Consider the following 23,429-nt stretch of genomic DNA (forward strand, 5'->3'; position numbering starts at 1 on the left):
CTGATCATGACATTGAGATTTAGTTCAAAAAAATCCCCGCTAATTTCTTAGCAGGGATTTGTGTATAAGAGACAGCTAATTAGCGGCTCTTTTTGTATTTTAAATTAATCTGAACTCAAGTTAATTAGTAGCTTGCGCTGTTGGTTGCTGTTTATTTAGTTGTAAGTAACTTAGTAGCCACATACCCAAACCACCTAAAAATAATGCAGCTGCTACGTAACCTGTTTGATTAGGTGCAGCACCCTGTGCTATTGCAATTCCACCGACCCAAGGGCCTATAGCATTGGCAGTATTAAATGCGCACTGTACTAAGGCACCAATCATAGCGTGGCCTTCGGGTGCAACGTCCATTAAAAGCGTTTGAATCAGCGTAGCCAAGCCCACACTGCAACCAATAAAGAAGATCACTGCATAAAGAGCCCAAATATTATGGCTTGCCGTTACATAAGCAAAGGCAAATACAATGGTACATACAAGCGCAAGGCCAGTCGTTTTAATTGCTGATTTATCGGCAGCTTTACCCAGTACATAGTTACCGAGCGTACAACCAATACCAAACATTACCATTGCGATAGAAATAGTATATGGGGCTGTTTTTGTTACCACTAAGATGGTGTCGGCAATGTAAGTATAAATACAAAATACCCCGCCAAAGCCAATAATTACAATACCCAAAATAGACCAAACCAGTTTGTTTTTAAGTACGCCAAACTCGTTTAGTAAGTTAGAAGGCTTAGCGTTATCTATATTTGGAACTACTTTGTAAACAAAAATAAAAGCAATAAATGCAAGCACTGCAGCGCCGGCTAAACAATACCGCCAACTAAGGTTTTGACCCACAAGTGTTACAACAGGCACACCAACAATAGTAGCTACAGTTAAACCCATAAACACCTTAGACATAAAGCTAGCACGCTTACCTTTTGGGGCAATATCCGATGCTAATAAAATAGCCGCGCCAAAATATGCACCATGAGGTAAACCACTTAAAAATCTAAATATTACAAGCTGCTCAAGCGACGTTGCCATCGCGCTTAATCCGTTTGAGACAAACATTAAGCTTATAAATATGAGCAATGCTTTGCGCTTTCTCATATTAGCAGTGGTAAGCATTAAAATAGGGGCGCCCACTACAACACCAATGGCGTAAGCACTAATTGCATAGCCACTTTGTGATGGCGTTGAGCCAAATGTTTCGCTAATTAGTGGCAGCATAGGCATCATCGAAAACTCAGATAATCCTAAGATAAATGTGCCTAGCGCTAATACGAGTAAAATAGCGGTTCTGTTAAGTTGACTAGATGCCGACGTTACATCTGATGTCATAGATGATCCCTTAAGGTTTAATTTTAAAAATGAAACTGCACAATAGATCTTGAATAGGAAATATTATGTGTATGCTTAAATTTTGGTGTGAGAGGGTAGTCTGTGAGGGCGCTATTTTAAGTTAAAAAAAGTACAGAGTCATGCATAAATTAGTGGTTTTATTAGGTTTTTAAAATGTTAATTAGAAGAAAATACTACTTAACATTTATAAAATAAAAAAACTATTTATAAAGCATATATATATAAGATATTAAATATTAGCCGAAAGGTTATTTAAAGCTTATATTTACAGTACAGCTACATATTGATATCACATTAATTTGCTAATTTTTGTACTAATTTACTCCTTAAGGTTTTTATATGTTTGGTATTTCTAAAAGAAACGCAAAAATTGAAGAAATGGAGCTTCAATTAATTCAAAAACAATCTATTTTATCGGCAATTAATAAGCACGTTGCTTATATAGAGTTTACACCTGATGGAATAATATTAGACGCAAACCAGTTGTTTTTAAAAACGATTGGGTATAGCAAAGAGAAAATAATTGGTAAGCATCATCGTATGTTTTGCGAACCTGAATATGCAAAGTCAAACGAATATAGTCAATTTTGGCAAGCATTAAAAACAGGGAATTCTAAAGCAGGCTCGTTTTTAAGGTACAAAGCTAATGGCGATAAGCTTTGGCTTGAGGCAACTTACTTTCCTGTAGAAGAGCGCGGCGTAGTCACCAAAGTTATTAAAATAGCCTCTGATATTACGACCAGTTACATACAAAGAAAAGCGCAAGAAGCTATTGCAAATGCACTCGACAAAGCCTTGGCTACAATAGAGTTTACCCCAGAGGGTAATATTTTAAAGGCGAACCAAAACTTTTTAGCAACAATAGGTTATAGCTTAAAAGACATTGTAGGCAAGCATCATAAAATGTTTTGTACTAAATTGTTTTATGAGAAAAACCCACGCTTTTGGAGTGAATTAGCGCAGGGGCAGTTTAAGTCAGGAAAATTTAAACGTATTGCCGCCGACGGTTCAGAAATTTGGTTAGAAGCAACTTATAACCCAATTTTAGATAGCAAAGGTAATGTAATTAAAATAATTAAGTTTGCATCAAATATTACCGATCGAATTAACAATAACAGTGCAGTGACAGAAGCCGCTGCAATAGCACATGAATCGGCGGTAGCTACTGCTACAACCGCTAAAAAAGGCTCTGAAATACTACAAAGCTCTATAGCGAACTCCGACGCCATTGTAAGCCAAGTACTTAAATCGGTAGATTTAATAAAAAATCTTAATGAACAGTCTGCGGTCATAGGCTCCATTGTTTCGACAATTAGCAGCATTGCGGATCAAACTAATTTACTGGCACTTAATGCCGCAATAGAAGCAGCGCGTGCTGGTGATTATGGTCGAGGTTTTGCTGTAGTAGCTGATGAAGTAAGGCAGCTTGCAGCCAGCACGAGTCGCTCTACTAATGAAATAGCAAGTGTTGTTAAAAATAACCAAGAGCTCACTAATGATATATCAAAGCAAATAACGTCAGTTTCAGACTCATCAAAACAAGGAAGAGAGCTTATTGCTAATGTGTCTGAGGTTATTAAAGAGATTGAACGTGGAGCCGATATTGTTTCTCAAACGGTAGCTAAGTTAAATGTTTAATTTATTATATGACCTTTTAGATTAAACACACCTAACAACATTCTAAATTGATAAAGTGCGACAATATGTCGCGCTTTTGCTTTTGCAACTCACACTATAATTACGCCAATTATTACAGTGGCATAAATTAACAATGGTTTATAAAAGCAAAACTCAAAAAACATATTTACTAACTCCTGTCGCACTTTTTATTAGCGGTGTGCTATCTCCTTTTGCATTTGCCGACGATACGCCTTTAGAAGTGATTGAAGTACACGGACATGCTCAAAATAAGCATTTAGCACTTGATTCGTCAGAATCGTTATTAAGTGATTTAGGTGTCGATTTTTCAGCAGCGGGCGGCGTATCTAACTTACCTATTTTAAATGGTTTAATGGGCGACAGAGTTAAAGTGTTAGTTGATGGTGCAGATGTAACCGCTGCATGCGCTAATCATATGAACCCGCCACTTTCGTATATCTCGGCTAATCAAATTACGTCTTACAATGTGGTTGCAGGCGTGTCGCCAGTAAGCGCGGGCGGCGATAATATTGCCGGTGTAATAAGCGTTAATTCTATTTCACCACAGTATAGCGATAGCAATGAATTAGGTTGGCACTCAGGTTATGTGTCAGCGAAGTACAGTAGCGTTAATAACGGACGTAAACTTGGCGTTGGTGCACGTTTAGCAAGTGACACGTTTAGCCTTAATTATCAGGGTTCGTTTAGTGACGCAGATAGTTATGAAGACGGTAACGGCGATGTAGTATTAGATACATTGTATCGAGCACAAAATCATAGTTTAACCGCAGCTATGCGCGATGATAAACAGCAATTAGTTATAAAGCTAACGCATCAAAAAATCCCGTATCAGGGATTTGCAAATCAGTATATGGATATGACCGATAACACCAGCTACGGTGCAATAGCTCAATACAAACGCTCCTTTGAAAACAGCGAGCTTGAAGGGCAAGTTAACTGGCATAGCGTAAAGCACGAAATGGGTTTTTTCAGTGAAGAAAAAACAGGCATGATGCGAATGAAAACCGATGCACAAGATATAAGTACGCAGCTTAAATGGCGTATTGCGCTTGATAAAAACAGCAGTATTTTACTCGGTCAAGAATATTACAATTACAGTATTGATGATTGGTGGCCAGGTATTGAAGGCTCAACCATGATGGGACCAGGCGATTACGTAAATGTAAATAACGGTAAACGAGAGCGCATAGCGGCATTTGCAGAATTTGAGAGCCAAGTAAATACAAAGTTATGGTTAAACGCAGGCGTACGTATTGAAAGTATTAATACCCACGTTGGAGAGGTTCAATCTTACAACGATGACATGAGCATGACGGATATGGACGATATGAGCGACATGGGTAGTATGGAAAGTATGACCATGAGCGATACGTCTACAGATAATACCATTGCTGCACAGAACTTTAATGCTGGCGACAGAGATAAAACCGACACCATAGTTGATGCTAACTTATTAATTAACTACCAAATAACAAATTATGATGAGCTGCAATTTGGTCTTGCCCGTAAAAACCGAGCACCTAATTTATACGAGCGATATAGTTGGGGTGTAAGTACCATGGCAACCACCATGATTGGTTGGTATGGCGATGGTAATGGCTACATTGGTAATCCTGATTTAGACGTTGAAACAGCGCATACAATAAGTGCTACTTATATTAAATCGGCTAAAGATGATGGTTGGCGATTAAGCACCAATGTTTGGTATACAGATGTGAGTGACTATATTGATGCTGATATTGTAAGAAGCTTCAATAGTTATGATTTAGACAATACAGCGCGTAACATTTTTCAGTTTACTAATGTAGATGCTATTTTGTATGGTGCAAAAATAGATTTAACAGCCAATATTTATGAATCTAAGGATTTAGGTAACTGGCAGTTACACGCTAATGTTGCTAATACGAGAGGCAAGCGCGACGATACTAATCAGCCACTTTATCAAATTAAACCACTGCAAACTCAGCTAGGTATTAGCCAGCAAATAGGTCGATTTGAAAACGCATTATCTTGGCAGTGGGTCGATACTAAAAGCCGTGTAGATAATGATCGTTTTGAAAACCAAACAGACAGCTACAGCCTGGTTAATTTAAGCTCTAAAGCCACATGGGATTCATTAACGCTAAGTGCTGAAGTGAGTAACGTGTTTGATGAGTACTACCAACTTCCGCTAGGTGGTGTAAGTATTGCGGCACTTAAACAAGATAGCAGCAACGGGTTTGAACAACTTGCTGGGCAGGGTCGTTCATTTAATGTAAGCGTTAGTTACGCGTTCTAACTAAACTAAATTATTAAAAATAAAGCAAAAGCCATAACTGTGTTATGGCTTTTTTTGCGTTTTAATATGTAAGCCGTAAACTTATTTTTATGAAATATTTGTATGCAAAAAGCGTTCTATTAAGCACGCTTGTACTAATTTTACAGCGTTATTTTAAGGCAATGCAGTAAAAAGCAGTAACTTGTTCATCACCCAATAATTAGGAAATACAGTGTTTAAGCAATTTAAAAATAAAGTGATGGGTGCGCCAACAGCTATGGCCGGTTTAGCTTTGGGTATTGCTAGTATGGGATGGGCATGGGAAAACGTTTTTAATTTAAACTCCCAAGGGCAATTTTTGGGAGCGGTACTAGCTGGCGTATTAGTTTTACTTTTGGCTGCTAAGTTTTTACTACACCCTCATTTATTAAAAGCCGATTTAGCACACCCAGTTGCAGGAAGTGTGATCCCTACATTTGCAATGGCTAATCTTGTTATTTCAAACTCAGTTGGGCAATTTAATTCATTAGCTGGCGACATTATGTGGGTTTTAGCTTTTGTGCTGCATCTCACATTTTTGGTGAGTTTTTTATACCAGCGAGCAAAAAAGTTTAACTTCGAGGATATGGCGCCCAGCTGGTTTGTGCCGCCAGTGGGGATAATTATTGCAGATGTTACTTTTTCGGGAAATCCGACATTAGCGTGGTTAGCTTATAGCGCACTGGTGTTTGGTATATCAACGTACAGTATTATGCTGCCAATTATGTTTTATCGCTTTTTATTAGCATTAAAAAGTGACTACGAAATACAGCCAACACTTGCCATTTTAGCCGCGCCTGCCAGTTTAACATTAGCGGGGTATTTTCATATTGTAGCTAATCCATCACTCTTTATAGTGGGGGCATTATTTATATTAGCGATAATAAAAACACTGATTGTTTATGTGTTATTTATAAAGTTATTACGCAGGCCTTTTACGCCGAGCTACGCTGCTTTTACATTTCCAATGGTTATTGGGGCAACTGCATTATTTAAAATGAAAGACTGGATGCAAAGTATAAACCTCGCAATACCATATGTAGATACAGTTAATTACTTAGCTACGTTTGAACTTATAGTTGCCACGGCAGTAGTTGGTTATGTAAGTGGTCGGTACTTTTGCCACTTTAAATTATCAAAGGAACAGGTAACGTAGAGTTACTCTTGGATTACCTCTGGCTCATTACTTTCTTGTTCAGCTAGTTTTTCACGCTCAGCTTTTGACACATAACCAGGTTTGTTGCTTTTATGTAGTTTAGCGTTAGTGCGTTTATCTTTCTTTTGAAATTTAGTGACGATTTTTTTACGACGGTTCACAATTAAATACCCTGTTAATTTTAAGTCGCGCATTATACAGTCATCCTCATAAAAGCTGCTATATAAATATTTAACATGAACTCTGGGTAAGAGATTTACCAGCGTATTGAACTATAGTGATATTTAAAATTATTTTCTCTAGCCAGAGATTTTCAGTGAAAACAAGGCGAACTTACGCGTCAATAGCTGGCCTATTGCAAGTAAATTCAACGCAGTTAGCGCTGAAAATAGCTGCTTGAGATAGATTTACTATCCAGAGTTCAGGTTATTTACCTTAAGTTACCTGCGTGTTTAGCGTAAAGAGCTATAAGTAAGCGCTTCATAGCGTTATAATTACCACTCTTAGTTATTAATTAAATGGGAATTGTTTTGAAAAAGTTAGCTTTAGCCAGTATTGCTTTATTTGCGTTTGGTGCTCATGCACAGTTAAATAAAAATATTGATAGCGTTGCCGATTACGCAGTAAATACCTACCAAAATGCTCAAATACACACACTTACTAACTTAGTGGCTTTTCCGACCGTTAATAAGAGCGATATTACCGCTCCTCAAAATCCCGATTTTATTGGCTTTAAAGCACTTTTAAAAATGAAAGCCGCAGAGCTTGGTTTTGACTATCAAGATTTAGGGTACACCGTATTAATTGGTATGGGCGAGCAAAGCGAAAAAGTAACGGTAGTAACGCACGGCGACGTGCAACCTGCTAATGCTAGCAAATGGAAACAAAGTCCTTTTATTATTGATACATCTGAACCGGGAAAATTAGTTGGTCGTGGTACGGAAGACGATAAAGGTGCAATAGCAACAGCGCTTTACGCCATGAAAGCAATTAAAGATAAAGGCATAACCCTTAATAACCGTATTGAGCTTATGATTTACCTTGCAGAGGAGTCTGATTGGGGTCCGCTTACTCAATTTATGAAAACGTATGAACAACCAAAATATGCAGTAACGATTGATGCATCATACCCTGTAGTGGTTGCCGAGAAAGGCTGGAGCTTAATTGCACCTACTTTTAATGCAACATCACCACAGACGGGTTTATATGTAAAGGATGTAACTGGCGGTGCGTTTAGAAGCCAAATTCCAGAAGATGCAAGTTTAGTACTTCACAATGCAGACGCTGCACTTATTTTTACATTAAAAGCCAAAGCCAAAACATTAAATAAAGTTGAGTTTAACTTTAGTGAAAAAAGTAATGGTTTAGCAATAAGCGTTAAAGGTATGTCGGCGCATTCATCTGAGCCAGAGTCGGGTATAAATGCGATTGCCTATTTAGCTGAGTTATTTAAAGGTGTGGAGCTTGAAAATAACAGTGACGGCGAGCTAATCGACTTTGTAAATCAGTTAATTGGTTTAGATATTCACGGTAAACAGTTTGGCGAAATAGCCTATAAGCACGACTTTATGGGCCCGATGACAGTGGCACCAACCGTTATTGAGCGCGATGGTAATGCGCTAACACTTGCTGTAAATGCACGTCGCCCTATGGGTAAAGACGAAGCTGTATTACAAAAGCAAATTGATGATGCGCTCGCTAATTGGCAAGCCACTAACAATGTAACGCTTGCCAACATAGAAACAATCATTGGCACACCTATGCTGCTTGATAGCGCGCCGCATGCGCAAAAGCTGCTTGATATTTTTAAGCATTTTACGGGCGACGAAAAAGCTGACTTTGTATCAATAGGTGGTGGCACTAACGCAAAGCTGTTTGATAATGCGGTATCGTTTGGTCCTTCAATGCCAGGTAAGCGCTACACAGGTCACTCAGAGCATGAATTTATGACCATTGAGCAACTTGAGCTTAATTTGCGTATGTACACAGCGATGATGATAGAGCTAGGTAATATGTAGTTTAAGCCTTACTTAAATTCAATAAGGTTTTAATAAATAATAGGTGTTGAGTTAATCAGCACCTATGTCCTCAAAATTTACCTCAGGCAAGTTTTCAAAGCTTGGTTTGGCAAATAAATACCCTTGCATAAGTTCAACACCTGCGTTTTTAAGCCATGTATATTCTTGTACTGTTTCAATCCCTTCAGCCAATGGAGTGATGTTTAAATCGCGAAACATATTTAAGCAATGAGTTACTATTAGTTGGCGTTTTTTGTCGTTGCTTATATCACGTATGAGCGCCATATCAAGCTTGATAATATCTGTTTGAAAGTCAGCCAGTAGATTTAAACCAGAATAACCTGCACCAAAGTCATCAGTGGCGGTTTTAAATCCGAGAGACTGATAGTAATCAACAATGCGTTTAATGTGTGCGGTGTCTTCTATTTTTTCTACTTCAGTAAATTCAAACATAATATTTTGAATTGGGAAGTTATATTTTTTTGCAGCTTCTAGCGTGGTGCGTATACATCGCTCTGGTTTATAAATAGCATTAGGTAAAAAGTTAATGCTTAGCATTGATGTTATGCCCAGCTTTGAGGCTAGTTGAATGGCTTTAATACGACAAAGCTGATCAAATGCATAGCGGTTGTCTTCATTCACTTTTGAAATGATTGAATAAGCAGACTCGCCATTTAAACCCCTAACCAATGCCTCATAGCCATAAATAAGATTAGTTTTACAGTTTATAATCGGTTGAAAAGCCATAGAAAAATCAAATTCGAGATCGTTAGCGTCAGCACAGTTACTACACGTAACTTTTTCACAATCTTTTGATTTTTCGCTCATTTAGCTCATCCTTTTATGTTTATTTGTTTAGGTTAGTTGAGATTAGATTCTAACACAAATAGATTAAAGTATTGTTTTTTATGTTTTTATACATAATAAATAACTATGTAATTAAATGAAAAGTGATGACTAATGTCAGATCACTTAGTGACATTTAGCAGGTGTGTACGTTGCTTATTAAAACAATAATAGCGACATACATTACTTGGAGAATATAAATGAGCAATACAGTGACATTAGGCAAAAAAATTAAAGGATATTTACTTATTTTAACTTTGCTAAGCGTTATAAATTTACTAACTTCGCCTAGTTATATATGGGTAGTATGGCCAGCAATTGGGATGGGAATAGGGCTTGTAGTAAGTACTTTGAGTAGGAATAAACCTAAAAATACTTCTTTATAATAAGCAAGCCAAGTAATTACTTACTTGGCTTTTTTAGTAAGGAACTGTCTAAACAGTTAAGTCTAAATATTTAAAATGCTGATTGAAGTGTCGCATCTAGTGATATTTCGGTATTTAAGAGCTTGGAAATAGGGCAGCTCTTTTTGGTTTGCTCACATAAGGCTTGAAACTGCTCGTTTTGAATATCATCAATACGCGCTTTTACCTCAAGAGCAATATGCGTTACTGAAAAACCGTCATCTACTTCATCAAGGCTTACAGTGGCTTTAGTATCAATTTTATCTGCGGTAAAGCCTGCATCACCTAATGCAAGCGAAAGCGCCATACTAAAACATGCACTGTGCGCTGCACCTATTAATTCTTCAGGGTTTGAGCCTGCCTTATCTTCAAAGCGGGTATTAAAACCATAAGGTTGTTTGTTAAGCGCGCCACTTTGAGTTGATATGCTACCTTTGCCTGTTTTAATATCGCCAGACCATGTTGAACTAGCCGTTTTTTTAATCGTCATCATCTTCTCCTTGCTTGAGTGTAAGCTTTTCAGGTTAGCTAAGCGTTATTTACAAAATAAACTTATATAAAGCCTTAAAAGCACTAATTACTGATGATATTGCAAAATAGACGCCAGTTAATTATTACTCTTATTTATTACGTCTGCAGCGCTCTGAACAGAAAATAACGTTATCCCAGTCGCGCTGCCATTTTTTACGCCACGTAAAAGGTTTATTACAAATAGGGCATATTTTTTGAGGTAAGTTTAGTTTTTTGTGCGCCATGCTTACTCAGCCTTACTGTTACTTTTAGTATCCGTTTTACTTTTTGTTCGAGTAACTTTTTGAGTACCCCCAACGTGCTTTTTAAGAATCCTCCCTATGGCGCGTTTAACATCGGCTCGCTCACGGTATTGCCATAAGCGTTCGCGTGCTTCTTTTGAGGCTGCTGTTAAATCAAGCATCGGTTCGGGATAATCCTCCCCTAACTTAAAGTCGTTAAAGAGTGCCTCCATCGGAGTTTGCTCCCAAGGCTGATGTAAATATTCAATAGGGAGTTTTTCAAGCTCGGGGCACCATTTTTTAATAAACGAACCTGTTGGGTCTTGATCTTCTGATTGTTTAATTGGGTTGTAGTGCCTAATGGTGTTAATGCCTGTTACCGAGGCTTGCATTTGAATTTGCGGATAGTGAATTCCGGGCTCAAAATCTAAAAAGTAATTAGCGAGAGGAAAGCTTGCTTGCTGCCAGCTTATATTTAAATGATGCGTTACAAAGCTTACAAGCATGGCGCGCATTCTAAAGTTTATATAGCCGGTGGCTTTTAAGCAGCGCATGCAAGCGTCAATAATGGGAATACCTGTTTGACCTTGCGCCCAGCGTTCAATATCGTTTTTAACATGTTCATCATCACGATACGGAAATACATGATAACCCGGATTAAGGGCTAAAAACTCCATAGAACATTCGCTCTCAAACTTTTGCATAAAGTGGCAGTGCCAATGCAAGCGCGATACAAACGCCGCTAGTGGACGTTTCCAGCCTCTTTTATCAGGGTGTTTTGAATGATATTCATCAATTGCCATTTGATACACTTGCCTAAGGCTAATGTTCCCCCACGCTAAATACGGGGAAAGCCGAGAGCAATGTGTTTGGCTTAGACTTGGGCTCGATATTCCTTTTTGATAACCTTTACCGCGCTCGGCAAAAAAGCTCTGCATTACAGTTCGCGCATGCAACGGGCCACCTTGTTGAAAGCTGTCGTGATCTTGCGTGTAGGCGCTTGGTAGCTCAGGTGTTTGGTAGTTATTGAGGGTAATTGTTTTTATACTCTTCCAATTAGGGACAGCAATAGGTGCTTGCATTGTTTGCTGCCAGCGTTCGTTCCAATTATTACGATTTTTTTTGCCGCGAATAACCGCGCCTGTTTGCGACTCTTGCCAATTAATATGGTTATGCTGGCACCATGCTTTTATTGCTTTATCGCGCTCAAAGGTGTTGTTTAAGCCTATTTCTTGATGGCTAAAAATATTTACTATTTCAAACTGTGCCTTTAATGACTCAAGTAAGTCGCTCATATTTAAATTAAAGATATAAACACAGGCATTAAAGCGCGCTAGTTGCTTGTTTAACTCAACGACAGATTGATATACAAAGCGCCAGTGCCGCTCATTGTAGTGTGCATCTTCGAGCAGCAATGGCTCAAAGTTATAAAGTAATAGGGTAGGTAAGCCATTACTGAATGCATTTTTTAATGGTTGATGATCGCTAAGACGCAAATCACGTTTAAACCACACGATGTTTATTTTCATATAATTTGTTTATTGCTTTAAATAGAGATAAAAATTAGCTTGTTATTTAACTGAGTCAGCCAAACCTATACGTAACTAACTTGAATTAAGATTTAGTTTTAATGTATTAAAAGGAAAAGTATGTTTTTAGATTTAACTGTAAATAAAGAGCTTAATGTTTATTCGTATTTAGTTGGCGGGATCAGTCCTCGTCCAATTGCATGGATAAGTACATTAAGTAGCGACGGTGTGGCTAATATTGCTCCTTACTCATTTTTTACAGTAGCGAGTTGTAACCCACCAGTATTGAGTGTGACGCAAGTAAATCCACGCGATAAGCCAAGTAAAGATACATTAATTAACTTATTAGCGACTAAAGAATGTGTGATTAACATTGTGAGTCATGAGCAGGTTGAAAAAATGAATCAAAGCTGTGCTAATTATCCTAGTGATGTTAGTGAGTTTGATGCTGCAAATATAACTAAAATTGATAGCCAAATGGTCGCAGTGCCGAGTGTTGCTGATTCAAAAGTACGCTATGAGTGTAAGCTACGTGAAGTTATTACTATTTCAAGCGAGCCTGGCGGCGGACAAATGATGTTGTTAGACATAGTGGGTATTTGTATAGACGATGAAGTGCTTGTTGACGGTTATATTGCCCCAACACTTTTAGATGCGGTAGGTAGAATGGGTGGGGATTACTATGCAACCACTAAAGACAAATTTGTACTTAAACGACCACAAATTTAGGGCGTGTTGATCTTTGTGGATTGAAATTTGTTCAATCTAGGGGCGATTTAATCGCGGCGCGAGGTTTGTAACCTAGTGGGCTAAGTAAAAACCGAGCAACAAAGAGTCAATCGTCCCTAGAAAGAACCCAAAGGGCAGCGCATGTTTGGTCTTTATGCTGCGTTATCGCCTATTTATGGGGAATAACCACACTTCATAGGCTCTGCCTTGCCTAAAAACCAAACATACTGCTGCAAATTCAACCACCAAAGATCAACACGCCCTAGTCTTATGTTTATTCTTCCTTAGTTTGTGCACATTGTTTGCACTTTTACTTGTTAACTTTGTTTTATTAAACGTTAAAGTAAAGGTTCAAGCATTGAAAACACTTCTTAAAACAAAAGCCTCTAATGTAACTAAGTTATTTGCATTAAGCGCGCTTTGCATCGCTTTAAGCGCATGTAACAGCGATTCTACAAGTACTACAACAGACGGAGAGACAGTCAGTAATAGTGCTCCAACGGTTGACGCCGGTATTGACCAAACTGTTAATGCGGGCGATACCGTTTATTTAAGTTCAACAGTTGAAGATGATGGCGAAGTATCTGTTAGCTGGTCACAAACATCAGGCACTACCGTTAGCTTATCTTCAAGTACTGCAACGTCTACTGAGTTTGTTGCACCTGAAGTTTTAACCGATGAAGCACTTGTATTTGAAATCAGTGCAGATGACGGCACAAACGATGTCGTTGTAGATACCGTTATAGTTAATGTTATTGCTTCATCAGACTCAGACTCAGATACTGGTGCAGTTGATAATAGTGCAAAACTTACCAGCTGGTTAATTAACAACGATACAACCTCTACTTATATACAAAACAATGGCGCAGTGGTTGAAGATGTTCAATCAGTTGAGGTTGTTACTGTTTCTGAGGAAGATGCTGACGTTGAATACATGTATGTGCAAACAACTGACATTCCTAAATATGACGTAACGCTTACACAAGACCAAGTAGACGCGTTAAATAACCGCCCGCGTGCAGCTACCGATTTTTATAACGGTGTAACCTCAGCAGCAGTAGGGCAAACCATTTCGTTTGGTGAAGATATTGGCTATAACAGCAGCACTGAAAACTGTGATGACACAGGCGGTGCAGGCTATTGGCCTCCAGGACCAGGTTGCCCAACAGAACAAACAGTTGAGGCGTATTTTCCGATAACACCTACCGATTTATCTGACACTGAAACTTGTGAAACAGGTTTAGGTACAGTTGGCTTAATGGTTAATGGCACCAGTATATTTAACTGGGGCGATGGTATGAGCTACGGTAATAATATTTGGTATACATTAGCGCCCATTGCTGAGCAATACGATGTTGATGTGTGTGGCGGACATGCTGCTAATGGTGAATATCATCACCATTTTTACACTAGTTGCTTAGCTGATTTACTCGAAGATGATGGCGATGCGCATTCACCTATTTATGGGTTTGCAGCTGATGGCTATCCGCTTTATGGTCCTTATGAAAGTAACGGTCAACTTGCATTAAGCGGCTGGGAAATGCGTGATTATGGCGCGTCAGAAAGTGAAGGTGGTTGTGGTACTGAAGGTGAGCGAAGTTGTACTTTAGTCGATCAATACGATGTTAGCCAAGGCACACAAACAAGTGATGCAGGTCCTGCTATTGGCGCAGAAGTAACGACGCTCTCTGGTAATACATTAAATGCCGACGATGGTTATTATTTTGAAGATTTCTACTATGCACAAAAAACAGTAACCGGTGCTCAATTAGATGAGCATAACGGCCACGATACTAACGATGGCAAGGGTTATCACTACCATATAACACTAACGTTAGACAGCGATGGTAAATTACAGCCTTCTTTTCCTTATCAAATAGGGCCTCGTTTTAAAGGTCAATTAGCCGATAATTCAATTGGTCGCTGTGATACGGGCGAAACAATGGGTCCACCACCGGGAATGTAAGGAGTAACTATGCGTTATTTTAAATACGCATTGATCCTAACTACTGCTGCGCTATTGAGCTTTAAGCTCTTTGCGCAGCAGGAAATGATGGATCATAGCCATATGCCTATAGCAGTGCCAAGTGATACGCCAATTCCGGCATTAAGCCTTAAGTTATTAAAAGATAGTATGTCGGGTTATAACTTAATTTTAGATACGCAGCGCTATGATTTATCTGTACCCCCTGAGGGCGCAATGAACATGCAGCAAATGATGAGCGTTACTACAAACGATGACACGGGCTTTTTACAAGGTCATGCTCATTTATATATAAATGGGGTTAAAATACAGCGAATTTACGGACATGCATTGCATTTACCTGCTAACTTATTTAAAAGTGGTATAAATACCGTATCGGTTACTTTAAATAATCATGGTCATATGTATTGGACCGCTCAGGGCAAAAAAATAGTTGCTACGCTGTATGTTAACGATCAAACCAAAGAGTTTATAACATACCGATTTGAAAGCTTTCCTAGCAAGGTTGAAAACACGCATTAATGAAAATTCATAATAAACTTTTTTTAATACTATTTAGTTTTACCTTTAGTGTTATTGCAGGGCTAGTAGTACTTATACAATGGAGTATAGGGCAAGGCGTAATTGATTTTGTTAATGCAAAAGAAGTAAAAGCGCTTGAACCACTTGTTGTGCAACTTGCAAAGCAATACGAAAAAACCCCCTCATGGGAACGTGTTGTTGGCAATGGCGAAAATTTTAGAAAACTTATTGAATCGCAGCTAGAAAATAGCCAGTTTTTACCTAGGCCACCAGAAGGTCCAGGCCCCAGAGGGGGAATGATGCGACGGCCGCCACCCGATCATATTCGTTTAGGGGGAGAGCGCCGCCTACCACCTGAAAATATTGCTCACTACGCTTTGCTTGATGAAAATAAGCAGCGAGTAGTGGGTAGATACCTCAGCGATTTAAAATATATAACAACCCCAATTACAGTGGGCGATAAAACAGTGGGTTACTTAGCTGTTTCCAAAAGAGATAGCTTGGTTGATGGTTATGAGCTTGATTTTTTACAGCAGCAAACTAACTACTTATGGTTTATTGCTTTAGCCGCTGTATTGCTTACATTGCTAGTTACCTTTTTATTGTCTCGTCATTTAGTTAGCCCAGTAAAGCAAATTGCTAATGGTATGCATCGCTTAACACAAGGTAATTACGAGACCAAACTTACGCTTGAGCGAAAAGACGAATTAGGCCAATTAAGCGAAGATTTTAATATCCTTGCATTTACACTCGCTAAAGACGAGCAAGTGCGCAAACGCTGGCTTGCCAATATTTCTCACGAGCTTAGAACGCCAATGAGTATTTTGCTCGGTGAACTTGAAGCTATGCTACTTGGAATACGTGAGCCTAATGCAAAAAATATTAACTCGGCTAACGACGAGGCATTGCATTTAAAACGCTTAATAGATGATTTGCATATGCTCAATAGCGCAGAGTTAGGGGGTATGCATTACACTATGCAACCTACTGATATGGCGTTATTATTAAATACTATTGAGCAAAAATATCAGGTTATACTTGAGCAGCACAATATAAAAATTTACTTACTCAATAGCGCTAAACACATAACTGTACAAGCAGATAAAACCCGACTTTTGCAGCTGCTCGATAATATTTTAATGAACGCGGTGCACTATGCACAATGCACCACTATTTCATTAACGGCTAATAATATAAGCATTAAAGGGCAAACCTACTTAGAGCTTATAATTGAAGATAATGGCGTAGGTGTAGAGCAGTCGCATTTATCGCATTTGTTTGAGTATTTATATCGAGTAGATAGTTCGCGTAATCGCCAAGAGGGCGGTTCGGGCTTGGGCTTATCTATTTGCCAACATATAGTTAAAGGCCATAATGGTGAAATAGCTGCTGAAAAAGCCACTCTAGGCGGTCTTGCTATTATTATTAGATTGCCAACTATTTAGTTTATAAAAATAAAGTTGAGGTTACTTACAGAGATGCCTATGAGTGAACAAATACTGATTGTAGAAGATGAAGTAAAACTGGCTAACTTAATGAGTGACTTTTTAAGTAGCCATCATTTTGTTACTCATCAAATACATCACGGTAATGAAGTATTACCTTGGCTTGAAATTAACAGGCCGAGCGTAATTTTGCTCGACGTAATGCTACCAGGTCAAAGTGGTATTGAACTGTGTAAAGCAATCAGGCGCTTTTCAAATGTGCCTATTATTATGGTATCGGCAAAAGTAGAAGAAATAGATAGGCTGCTTGGACTTGAGTTAGGTGCAGATGATTATATTTGTAAGCCGTTTAGTTATGCTGAGCTGGTGGCGCGAGTTAAAGCTATATTAAGGCGATTAAGTAACGCAAGTGATGTTACAGAGTCAACAATGAAGCTCGACGAGAGCACCTACAGCGTAAAATACAAATCAAGCCGCATAGAGCTAACGAACTTTGAATTTCAGCTATTTAAACCTTTGTTTAACAACCCAAATCGTATTTATTCGCGCGATAGTTTAATGGACACTATGTACGCCGATCAGCGTATTGTGAGCCATCGTACTATTGATAGCCATATTAAAAAGTTGCGTAAAAAACTAGATGAAGTGACACAAACTGAAAGTGTTATTCAGTCTGTTTATGGGGTTGGCTACCGATTTGTGCACCCGCAGTAAGAGGTATTAGTAAGCTATGACGATGAGCTATTCATCATCGTCAGCATTTTTAATTCGCTCTAAACGGTCAAACTCTTCGTATTCGGCAGCTTGAATTTCATCAAGAATAGAATCTACATCGGCAAGTTCGTCACTGTCTTCAAATTCACCAGTAAGCGTTGAATTAGGCGTTAAATTTGCTTCTTCAAATAATGCCCACATTTCTTTAGCGTATTGAGTTTTTAGTATGCTTGGCGCAAATTCACCATAATAGCGGCGTATGTTATTTACATCGCGTGCAAACATAGCTTGTGCACTGTTATTTGCTGAAGCGTTAACTGCTTGCGGTAAATCTATAATTACAGGGCCGTTATTATCTACAAGTACATTAAATTCAGATAAATCGCCGTGTATTATACCTGCGCAAAGCATAAGCTTAATGTAATGCATCATGAGTTTATGCTGCTCAATCGCTTGCTCTTCACTAAAAACGACATGTCCAAGTTGAGGGGCTACGTTACCATTCTCGTCCGACACGAGTTCCATAAGCAGCACGCCATCAATACAAAAGTAAGTATCAGGAACACGTACACCCACGCCAGCTAAACGAGATAACGCATCAACTTCGGCATTTTGCCAAATCTCTTCTTCTAATTGACGGCCATAGCTAGAACGTTTACCCATAGCACGCGCTTGGCGTCCACCACGTACTTTTCGGCCTTCTTGGTATTGTGCCGCTTTTTTAAAGCTACGTTTAACCGCGTCTTTATACACTTTCGCACAGCGAATGTGCTCACCACAGCGGACAATAAATACATCGGCTTCTTTACCGCTCATTAGTCGGCTTATAACTTCGTCAATAAGGCCATCATCAACAAGGGGTTGTAGGCGTTTAGGTATTTTCACAGATTGCCTGCTAAGTAGGGTTGGTTATTAATCATTATTTATGAAAGTGCTCTGTATTTGTTTGTTTAATTGGCTCAAGCAGTATATCAGCTTTGAGAATTAAGGGCAGTAACACTACTGCCTGAGAGTAATTAATCGTATTATTTTATTAGCTTATATATTGATTGCAAAGCAATCAACCAGAACTTTTTAAATAAGTATTTAGATTACTATTTTTTATTAAAATAATTTATTACTTCCTCATTATTTGCACATTGTTTGCGCTTTTAAAGCGTAAGCTTAGTTTAATTCTTAAATACGAGGTTATTACTATGAAGCATTTTTCAACTCTTGCCACTGTGGCAATATTATCTATTGCTTTTTCAGCTAATGTAGCTGCTCGAGGCGGTGACAATCCTCCTGAAAAACCTGACTTTTCAACTATTGATACTGATGGTGATGGCGTAATTAGCTTTGAAGAGTTTAGTGCTAAAAAACCGCCACACGGCGATGCACAAACAATTTTTGATTCTATAGATGCCGATGGTAATGGCGAAATTAGTGAACAAGAACTTAGCGATCATAAACCACCTCGTCGTGAACGCTGAAAGGATACTAAAATGATTAATAGTATTAACAGTAGTTCTGCGAATTTTATGCCGCAACAAAGTAGTCAGGCTGCAAAACTAACAACAGAGCAAAGCGATTTTGTTAAAGAAACGCTTGCAGAGTTTGACGCTGAAAACTTAACCGAAGAAAACGCGCAAAGTATTCAAGCGGCATTTAAAGAACAAGGTATTGAACCAACAAAAGAGCTTGCTGATTTAATGAGCGAACTTGAGTTTGATGCTAAAAGCATTGGTGATGCAGGACGAGTGGAAGGTCAAAGACCGCCACCGCCGCCACAAAACTCATTAGAATCAGTAGATACAGACGAAGTAGTCAGCTATTTAGATGAGCTATTAACTGAGTATTCAAGCCAGTTGTCTGATGAAGATAAAGAATCAATCCTTGCATCAGTGCAAGAGAAGTTTGGTTTAAGTGATGGCGATTCACTGCTAAATGTAACTGCTTAGGTGTTATAACTTAGAGTAAAGCTGACTGTTACTCGAAAGTCTTAAGTCCAAAGCCCAACGGTTAACTCTGTTGGGCTTTTTTATTGGCTTAATTTAAGCGTGTTTCTATTTTGCTGGTGCCATCTTCTTCGGTAAATTTAAATACAAAATCTTTTTTACCGTCTTGGTTTATGTCTACCAGAAGAATATCTTTATTATTTTTAGGCAGTGTTAGTTTTAATTTTTTACGTTTATCATTTAGGAGTGAGTCTTGCTCTCCGTAATAAATATACAGCGTTTTTTTACTGTATTTGTATACTGCGTCAATATAGCTGTCGCCGTTAATATCACCTAAATATAGGGCTGGCTCGGAATCATCGCCGTTCATTCCTACTTCCATTTCTAAATCAAGTTCTATACTCGATTTATTGGCAAATGAGCCGTCGGGTTGCTGCTTATAAATGTTCATTTCTACATCTACATCAGTACTGCCACCGCCCAATGCCATAGACGCAATAGTACCTAAGCCAATATCTAAATCCATTTTTTGTAAATCAATTAAGCCATCATTATTAAAATCAGTTTTGAGCAATAACTCACTAGGGCCTTGTGTTTCAAATAAGGTAATGGGCGTATTACTAAAGCCTTTAGCACTTCCTAGGTACAAAGTATGTGCTATTTTTATATCTAACGAATCCATACCTTGCGTTGGCTTAAACTGTCTAGTTGTAAAATCTAGAAATCCGTCGTTATTAATATCAATAATTTGCTTTATTTTGCGAGTTTCGCCATTGCTTAGCTCGCCTAATTCGATGTTAAAATCAATTGAGGTGAGCTTTTGCTCAAAGCCTTCTGAATTAGCAAGTAGTACATCTGCTCCAAAGTCATTTGAAAAAACCAAGTCGCTTAACCCGTCGTGGTTAAAATCAATAACAACGGGTTTATTGTTAATATTAACTTCTAGAGAAAGCCCTTTTCCTGAAAAGCTGCCTTCATACATAGGTGTTTGTTTAAATTTGTTAGGCTTAAAGCTGCCATCTTTATTTTGAATGTATAAAGTACTGCTTGCTAACCCAGGAATGAAAATATCGCTTAGACCGTCGTTGTTGGCATCGAAGACAAAGTCTACTTTTTCAAATTTATCTATTTTTAATTGATTTAGAACCGACTCATAATTAAACAATAGTGTTGGTTTACCAGCATGGGCTTTGTATACGCCATCACTTGTTAGTACGAGTGCTTGTTTATCGGTAATGTTAGCAAGTGTAGCCACATCAAACCCGATGGCATTTTTTGGTAAAGCAAGTTCACTACTTAGTGATGTGAGTAAATTGATGGCTTCTAATTGTTTTGATTCTTTATTATATGCAAATAAAATCTCTGAATCGGTTGATACTAATTCATCCGTTGTTTTTATTGCCATTGTTTGAGCTATAGCGCTAATGGGGGTAAGTAAAGTGATGAGTGAATAGCAAAGTGGTTTTATCATGCAAATCCCTTTTTTATATTTAGTTGTATCGTTACATTTTTATTATTCACTTATATAAGCAACATCAGCGCACAACTTAACGTAGGGTCCAGCGCTGGCGGTTTGCTAATTAGCGTAAATTTAAACGTAATACACTTATGTAAGTTGGTTTATATTTAGCCTACGCTAATAACTATGTACTGGGTGTAAGTAATTGTAAGATTATGTTTTAAGAAGGACTTGTTGACCTTTCAGGATTGAAATTTTTTCAACCCAAGGAAGATTTAATCGCGGCGCGAGGTTTGTAACCTAGTAACAAAGAGTCAATCTCCCCTAGGCAGAACCCTTCGGGCAGCGCATTTTTGGCATTTATGCTACGTTATCAACTATGTATGGTTAATAACCACACTACATAGGCTCTGCATTGCCTAAATACCAAACAGCCTGCTGCAAATTTAACCTCGAAAGATAAACAAGCCCTAATAAAAAAGGTAGTGCAAAACTCATATGGCAGTTAAGCGCTTTTAGCGGGTTTTAGTTATCAACGGCACAGCTTATTTTGCTCATTTAAATAAGCATCTACAAAATCTACTTCCATCGGTTTTGAAAAGTAATAACCTTGCAGGTGAGATACACCAATATTAGTAAGCGTGTTTGCTTGTTCAATAGTTTCAACGCCTTCGGCAACAACAGTAAAATCTAAAGATGAGGCCATTTGTACAATTGCATGAATAATACTTAACCCTCTTTTATCCATATTTTGAATAAAACTTCTGTCTATTTTTACTATATCTACACCAATATCAAGCATGCTTGATAGTGATGAGTAGCCAGTTCCAAAATCATCAATTGAAATACAAAAGCCTTGTTTTTGTAGTGCTTTCACGGCTGTCAAAAATGTGAGTTTATCTTCGGCAAATACTGATTCGGTAATTTCTATATGCAGATCTTTAGGCTCTACTTGGTGATTGTTTACTATTTTTAATACCTTAGTTACAAAATTTGGATCTTGTAATTGTATTACCGATACGTTCACGCTTACTGCAATTTTTGTCGGTAAATGGTTGAATTTATTTGCTTGTATACATGCTTGTTCTATGACCCAGAGGCCCATTTGGGTTATTAAACCGTATTGCTCGGCAATAGTTATAAACTCATCAGGGAAAATATTTTCACCGTCTAGTTGCCAGCGTAATAATGATTCGAAAGAGGTTACTTTTGATGTTTTGCTCTCTACAATTGGTTGAAATACTAGCCTTAAGCTGTTTTCTTCTATGGCACTGGCTAGGCGTTGACTCAACAGGTACTCTCTTTCTTGTTTTAATTTGAGAGAATCGTTATAAATATTGATATTACCTTTAGCCATGCGTTTTTGGTGATACATTGCAGTATCAGCAGAGCGAATTAAAGTATTAAAATCACTCCCGTGCTCAGGATACATGGCAATACCAATAGTTGCAGATACCCATTTTTGATATTTATATGTTTCATGCTCGGCACCAATGCTTTGAAGTACTTTATCTGCAAACTCGATAAGCTCAGCTTGTTTTTGATACGTTGCTAAAATTAAAAACTCATCCCCGCCCCATCGGCATTTAAAAAGCTGTTGATTGCATACATTACTAATTCTTCGTGCTATTTCTTTTAATACTTTATCGCCTACTTTATGACCCAACGAATCATTTATTTGTTTAAATCCATCTAAATCTACGAATAATAAAGCAAAGGGTTCTTGAGGGTTGTCTGCTAGTTGTCTGTTTGCATTTTTTAAAAATGCGGTTCGGTTTAATAGATTTGTAAGTGGATCGGTATTCGATAAACGGTAAATTTCTTCTGTGCGTTGCTCAACCTTGTTTTCCATTTCGTTAAGCAGCTCTCTGTTTTGGTTTTTGAGCTTTATTGCGCTGTGTGTAAATGTGGCTGATTTGTACGATGAAGCCACCATAATAGTAGTAAATGCTAGGCCTAAAATACCGAGGACAGAGTTGTAGTTTTCGTTAGAAAAGGTTAATAAAAAAGAGTAGGGCGCCAGTAAAATAATGCTATAGAGTACAGCGGTTACTCGACTTCCTGAAAGCAGATTTGCAGAGCCTCCTGCAAAGGCAGATAAAATAGCAATAGTAGTTGTAGTTTCTATTGCTGATGAGGTGCTATGAAACCAAAGTGCATACCCACACCACGATAGCGCAGTTAAAATACACCCGGTTGAAAATCTTTTTGAGTATGTGTCAGCATTAAATAACGGGCTATCCTTTTTGGTTTTATAAAACCACATTACATCAATAGCGCGAGCTGCTAATAAGACAACCATAATGCTTAGCCAAATACTTTTTTCGTAGGATATTTTCTGGTTATTTAAATCAAAAGCAAACACTAATATAAAACTGACTACAATCGAAATGGCAATGCCAGAGATGGCATTGGAGTATAAAATTTTAACGGATTCTCTGCGTTCTTCACTATTTAGATTTTTATATGGCACTAAGTAAAACCTTATACAAAAGTCACTCCAACTAGCGATGGAGAAACGTTTAAGAAATACACCAGATATTTCAGATGAACAAAAGCGTATTAAACATCGATTAGTTAGGCTCTAATCCTGAGTATAGGAATAAATATAGTTTATGAAAGCAAAAAAAAA

Annotated in this window: 21 protein-coding genes; 12 read left to right on the plus strand and 9 right to left on the minus strand. The window is 38.1% G+C overall.

Features of this window, described 5'->3' with window-relative positions:
• Positions 1 to 120 precede the first annotated feature (120 nt).
• Positions 121 to 1,326 (minus strand): MFS transporter, encoded by a 1,206-nt coding sequence (locus tag I6F42_RS19185; RefSeq protein ID WP_007581242.1) that lies wholly within the window; start codon positions 1,324 to 1,326, stop codon positions 121 to 123.
• Positions 1,327 to 1,686: 360 nt separating this feature from the next.
• Here I6F42_RS19185 and I6F42_RS19190 point away from each other — a divergent pair, with 360 nt between their 5' ends.
• The 3 genes from I6F42_RS19190 to I6F42_RS19200 all read left to right on the plus strand — a co-directional run bounded on the left by I6F42_RS19190 (position 1,687) and on the right by I6F42_RS19200 (position 6,458).
• A complete protein-coding gene (locus I6F42_RS19190; protein WP_197117841.1) occupies positions 1,687 to 2,985 on the plus strand; it encodes a PAS domain-containing methyl-accepting chemotaxis protein in 1,299 nt (432 codons plus the stop codon).
• Positions 2,986 to 3,118: 133 nt separating this feature from the next.
• Complete coding sequence (locus tag I6F42_RS19195) at positions 3,119 to 5,284, plus strand: TonB-dependent receptor (RefSeq protein WP_197153118.1); 2,166 nt, start codon at positions 3,119 to 3,121, stop codon at positions 5,282 to 5,284.
• A 211-nt stretch (positions 5,285 to 5,495) separates the two neighbouring features.
• A complete protein-coding gene (locus tag I6F42_RS19200; RefSeq protein ID WP_197153119.1) occupies positions 5,496 to 6,458 on the plus strand; it encodes a TDT family transporter in 963 nt (320 codons plus the stop codon).
• Between the two features lie 2 nt (positions 6,459 to 6,460).
• Here I6F42_RS19200 and I6F42_RS19205 read toward each other — a convergent pair whose 3' ends face one another.
• Entirely contained in the window at positions 6,461 to 6,652 is a 192-nt protein-coding gene (locus I6F42_RS19205) for a DUF2986 domain-containing protein (protein WP_008169531.1), read from the minus strand.
• 336 nt (positions 6,653 to 6,988) lie between these two features.
• Here I6F42_RS19205 and I6F42_RS19210 point away from each other — a divergent pair, with 336 nt between their 5' ends.
• Positions 6,989 to 8,476 (plus strand): dipeptidase, encoded by a 1,488-nt coding sequence (locus I6F42_RS19210; RefSeq protein WP_197153120.1) that lies wholly within the window; start codon positions 6,989 to 6,991, stop codon positions 8,474 to 8,476.
• Between the two features lie 51 nt (positions 8,477 to 8,527).
• Here I6F42_RS19210 and I6F42_RS19215 read toward each other — a convergent pair whose 3' ends face one another.
• The gene (locus tag I6F42_RS19215; protein ID WP_010555347.1) at positions 8,528 to 9,304 is read right to left on the minus strand and encodes an EAL domain-containing protein; all 777 of its coding nucleotides are present in this window, start codon (positions 9,302 to 9,304) and stop codon (positions 8,528 to 8,530) included.
• A 218-nt stretch (positions 9,305 to 9,522) separates the two neighbouring features.
• On the opposite strand from I6F42_RS19215, the gene I6F42_RS19220 reads away from it, so the two are divergent.
• Positions 9,523 to 9,708, plus strand: a complete 186-nt coding sequence (locus I6F42_RS19220) for a 2TM domain-containing protein (RefSeq protein WP_010555348.1) — start codon at positions 9,523 to 9,525, stop codon at positions 9,706 to 9,708.
• A 70-nt stretch (positions 9,709 to 9,778) separates the two neighbouring features.
• Here the strand turns inward: I6F42_RS19220 and I6F42_RS19225 are convergent, their stop codons facing one another.
• From I6F42_RS19225 to I6F42_RS19235, 3 genes are all read right to left on the minus strand, one after another.
• On the minus strand, positions 9,779 to 10,216 hold the full coding sequence (locus tag I6F42_RS19225) for an OsmC family protein (protein WP_197153121.1): 438 nt from the start codon (positions 10,214 to 10,216) through the stop codon (positions 9,779 to 9,781).
• Positions 10,217 to 10,346: 130 nt separating this feature from the next.
• Positions 10,347 to 10,481, minus strand: a complete 135-nt coding sequence (locus I6F42_RS19230) for a DUF2256 domain-containing protein (RefSeq protein ID WP_076916399.1) — start codon at positions 10,479 to 10,481, stop codon at positions 10,347 to 10,349.
• A 2-nt stretch (positions 10,482 to 10,483) separates the two neighbouring features.
• Positions 10,484 to 12,007, minus strand: a complete 1,524-nt coding sequence (locus I6F42_RS19235) for a cryptochrome/deoxyribodipyrimidine photo-lyase family protein (protein WP_197153122.1) — start codon at positions 12,005 to 12,007, stop codon at positions 10,484 to 10,486.
• Positions 12,008 to 12,127: 120 nt separating this feature from the next.
• On the opposite strand from I6F42_RS19235, the gene I6F42_RS19240 reads away from it, so the two are divergent.
• From I6F42_RS19240 to I6F42_RS19260, 5 genes are all read left to right on the plus strand, one after another.
• Positions 12,128 to 12,736, plus strand: a complete 609-nt coding sequence (locus I6F42_RS19240) for a flavin reductase family protein (RefSeq protein WP_197153123.1) — start codon at positions 12,128 to 12,130, stop codon at positions 12,734 to 12,736.
• 298 nt (positions 12,737 to 13,034) lie between these two features.
• Complete coding sequence (locus I6F42_RS19245; RefSeq protein WP_197153125.1) at positions 13,035 to 14,702, plus strand: YHYH protein; 1,668 nt, start codon at positions 13,035 to 13,037, stop codon at positions 14,700 to 14,702.
• A 9-nt stretch (positions 14,703 to 14,711) separates the two neighbouring features.
• Positions 14,712 to 15,242 carry a hypothetical protein gene (locus tag I6F42_RS19250; protein ID WP_024589245.1) on the plus strand — a complete coding sequence of 177 codons (531 nt, stop codon included), beginning with the start codon at positions 14,712 to 14,714 and terminating at the stop codon, positions 15,240 to 15,242.
• Complete coding sequence (locus I6F42_RS19255; RefSeq protein WP_197153127.1) at positions 15,242 to 16,687, plus strand: ATP-binding protein; 1,446 nt, start codon at positions 15,242 to 15,244, stop codon at positions 16,685 to 16,687. The genes I6F42_RS19250 and I6F42_RS19255 overlap by 1 nt, the downstream gene beginning before the upstream one ends.
• A gap of 39 nt (positions 16,688 to 16,726) precedes the next feature.
• Positions 16,727 to 17,401, plus strand: coding sequence for a response regulator (locus tag I6F42_RS19260; RefSeq protein ID WP_197153129.1), 675 nt, complete (start codon positions 16,727 to 16,729; stop codon positions 17,399 to 17,401).
• Between the two features lie 27 nt (positions 17,402 to 17,428).
• Here I6F42_RS19260 and I6F42_RS19265 read toward each other — a convergent pair whose 3' ends face one another.
• Positions 17,429 to 18,286, minus strand: coding sequence for a PA4780 family RIO1-like protein kinase (locus tag I6F42_RS19265; protein ID WP_010555357.1), 858 nt, complete (start codon positions 18,284 to 18,286; stop codon positions 17,429 to 17,431).
• Positions 18,287 to 18,597: 311 nt separating this feature from the next.
• Between I6F42_RS19265 and I6F42_RS19270 the strand changes: the two genes are divergently transcribed.
• Both I6F42_RS19270 and I6F42_RS19275 read left to right on the plus strand, forming a co-directional pair.
• Entirely contained in the window at positions 18,598 to 18,873 is a 276-nt protein-coding gene (locus I6F42_RS19270; protein ID WP_007581281.1) for an EF-hand domain-containing protein, read from the plus strand.
• A gap of 12 nt (positions 18,874 to 18,885) precedes the next feature.
• A complete protein-coding gene (locus I6F42_RS19275; RefSeq protein ID WP_010555358.1) occupies positions 18,886 to 19,341 on the plus strand; it encodes a hypothetical protein in 456 nt (151 codons plus the stop codon).
• An 88-nt stretch (positions 19,342 to 19,429) separates the two neighbouring features.
• On the opposite strand, the gene I6F42_RS19280 is transcribed toward I6F42_RS19275, so the two are convergent.
• Together I6F42_RS19280 and I6F42_RS19285 are read right to left on the minus strand one after the other, a co-directional pair.
• Positions 19,430 to 20,809 carry a VCBS repeat-containing protein gene (locus I6F42_RS19280; RefSeq protein ID WP_010555359.1) on the minus strand — a complete coding sequence of 460 codons (1,380 nt, stop codon included), beginning with the start codon at positions 20,807 to 20,809 and terminating at the stop codon, positions 19,430 to 19,432.
• A gap of 520 nt (positions 20,810 to 21,329) precedes the next feature.
• On the minus strand, positions 21,330 to 23,270 hold the full coding sequence (locus tag I6F42_RS19285; protein WP_010555360.1) for a bifunctional diguanylate cyclase/phosphodiesterase: 1,941 nt from the start codon (positions 23,268 to 23,270) through the stop codon (positions 21,330 to 21,332).
• Positions 23,271 to 23,429 lie beyond the last annotated feature (159 nt).

Origin of the sequence: Pseudoalteromonas sp. SWYJZ12 (genome assembly GCF_015864395.1) — a bacterium.
GTDB classification, from domain to species: Bacteria; Pseudomonadota; Gammaproteobacteria; order Enterobacterales; family Alteromonadaceae; genus Pseudoalteromonas; species Pseudoalteromonas arctica.